The sequence below is a fragment of the Cupriavidus sp. IDO genome (assembly GCF_000812465.1).
GTDB lineage: Bacteria > Pseudomonadota > Gammaproteobacteria > Burkholderiales > Burkholderiaceae > Cupriavidus.
In genome coordinates, this window is the sequence record NZ_JWMA01000188.1 from 1 (window position 1) to 2,151 (window position 2,151).

General features: G+C 61.2%; 3 protein-coding genes. All 3 read right to left on the bottom strand.

Translation table 11 applies throughout. The features are described from left to right. Positions 1–116: 116 nt before the first annotated feature. Positions 117–1,493, bottom strand: a complete 1,377-nt coding sequence (locus tag RM96_RS33540) for an IS4 family transposase (RefSeq protein ID WP_039016068.1) — start codon at positions 1,491–1,493, stop codon at positions 117–119. A 54-nt stretch (positions 1,494–1,547) separates the two neighbouring features. Then, complete coding sequence (locus tag RM96_RS33545) at positions 1,548–1,913, bottom strand: hypothetical protein (protein ID WP_238587499.1); 366 nt, start codon at positions 1,911–1,913, stop codon at positions 1,548–1,550. 34 nt (positions 1,914–1,947) lie between these two features. Continuing rightward, on the bottom strand, positions 1,948–2,151 hold a 204-nt coding region (locus RM96_RS33550), incomplete at its 5' end, for a DUF3303 domain-containing protein (protein WP_039016069.1).

Consider the following 2,151-nt stretch of genomic DNA (forward strand, 5'->3'; position numbering starts at 1 on the left):
AAGTTGCGGTCCCCCGTGTTGTGGATCAGGGTGAAATAGGTCTGCAGCGCCGGCAACGCCTTTTCGTAGTCACTGGGCTGCTTCCCCTCCTTGAAGGTCTGAGCTTTACCCACATCTTACGGACCTGAACTGAAGATGCGGAACATCTCGGTAATCTCGTGGAGGACGAGGAAGCCCCGCCAGATGACCATGGCGCCCGGCGGAGGATCGCTGCGACGATTTAAGTAGCCACCCAGGGTGGCGATCCACAATACTGCCTGATTCAGCGATGGCACTTTGTCCGGTGGCCGGGTGGTTCGGTGTACGCGGCAATACAGGGCCTGCCATTCAACGGGCTGAAGGACTACCTCGCAGGGCAACCCGCCATCAAGGCGAGCCAGCAGAGTCGTGTACAGGATGCGCCAGGCGATGACGGCAAACAGAGAGGTGGCCCGCACGAAGCGTTCGAGCGTACCGAATTGGCGGGCCTCGATACGGTAGCCACTCTTGATCACTCGGTGCCACGTCTCTATTGTCCAGCGCCGTGCATACCAAGCCAGCCGCTCAAGAGCTTGCTCCGGCGAGTGCGTGGGCACTGAACTGAGCAGCATCCATTCGAGTGGCTCGACTCCGGTGGGCGGTTCGTCCTCAATGACATGGATGGCGAAGACATCGAGTTCGGGCAACTGGCTGGCCCGTGCCTTGGGCGGCCGCAGACGCACGGGCGCGTATCGTAGCGTCAGACGTGCCGTACGCTGGATGTGTGCACCCCTGGCGGGAATCAGCAGCTCAGTGTGACCTGCCGCCGGTGTATCCAGCACGGCCTCCCACAGAGAGTCCTGGGGATCGCGAACGCGGCGATTCCACGCCGCCCGCACTAGCCAGTCCACTCCGTCTGGCCGCTTGGCCGCAAACAATTCATAGACATCGCTTTCTCGATCGCCAATACCAACCAAGCGAGTCTGCGCGCAACGCGACTTTAACGTCGACAGATGCGCCAGACCTTCGATCCACTTGATGCTTTCCTTCTCGTGAACCGGACGGGATTTGCGCTGCGCAGCACTTCCCTTGGCCGCTTCGGTACGCGCCCACGTCTTCATGCCCAGCACGCCGAGAGGCAGGCCCTCCGGGCTCACCGCCAGCAAGCTATGCATCATGAAGCCGCGCTCGTTGCCACCGGTGCCGTAACCCAGTCCTTGCGTAGCGTGTAGATGCGTCAGATTGAATTCGGTGGTGTCCTGTATTGCCAGGACTACTGGCAACTGCTCCATGCGAAGCAGCGTCTGCGCGATATGCGGCGCCAGCACGCCGTCGGTATCGACCTGATCGTTATCGAAGAAACGGTAGGCCGCCTTCAGTTCAGCTGCTGACAGGGCCTGGGGGAGCGAAGTGTGTGGACTGGTGGCCAGTTGCCGGGCCAGCGCAACCAGTCGCTGCGACAGGCGAGCGTCTCCAAGATTCGCTTGCGCGAATTCCTCGCTCGCCCAGTCTGCCGTGTCGTCCCCGATCGCCAATCCGCAGCCACTACATCAATAGAATGGGCGAAAGTTAACACCCTCCGATGCCGTTTACAAGCGAAATTGTGGGTAATCCTCAGCATTGAAGGTGAAGGCGGCAGAGGCGCCGTAATAGGCGCCGACGTACGACCTCAGCCACGGAAATCGATACTGCGTGCGCAGGGTCTGTGCCAGTTCAAGGAAGAGCGAGACGGGTCGGCGATCGTAGTACGAGCGCCACATCTTGGTTTCCAGCGTGCCGGTCGCGATCGGATCGAAGCGGCTCAGGTCGCGGTGCCATGGCCAGAAGAGATCGGCTGCGGCATAGCCGATCAGTAACAAAAGCGCGACCAGGATCGCCCGTCTCAAACGTCCTGGCCGGGCAGCAGTCGAATAGCGCCTCAGCCCGCGAAGGGAGGCGTGCCGGGTTATGTGCATGTCGAATCGCGTTGCTACGCAACAAGCGCCTGGTCTATTTCTTGGCTATGCGCCCGAGGACGGTGGCCAGCTCGGCATCTTCCAGGACCGGCATGATCTCCAGCTCCATCAGATCGCTCCACTGATAGGCGAACTCGGTGAGCTTGGCCGCATCGTCGGTTTCGAGCAGATCGAAGCCCGACCCCAGATCGGCGCTGGTCCATCTGCCCAGTAGCTGGATGCCCTCCGGCGGTAGCCC

Bases quoted from the DNA above. Each gene is read 5' to 3' on its own strand.
- RM96_RS33545 (WP_238587499.1), bottom strand. From the start codon at position 1,913: ATGCACATAACCCGGCACGCCTCCCTTCGCGGGCTGAGGCGCTATTCG.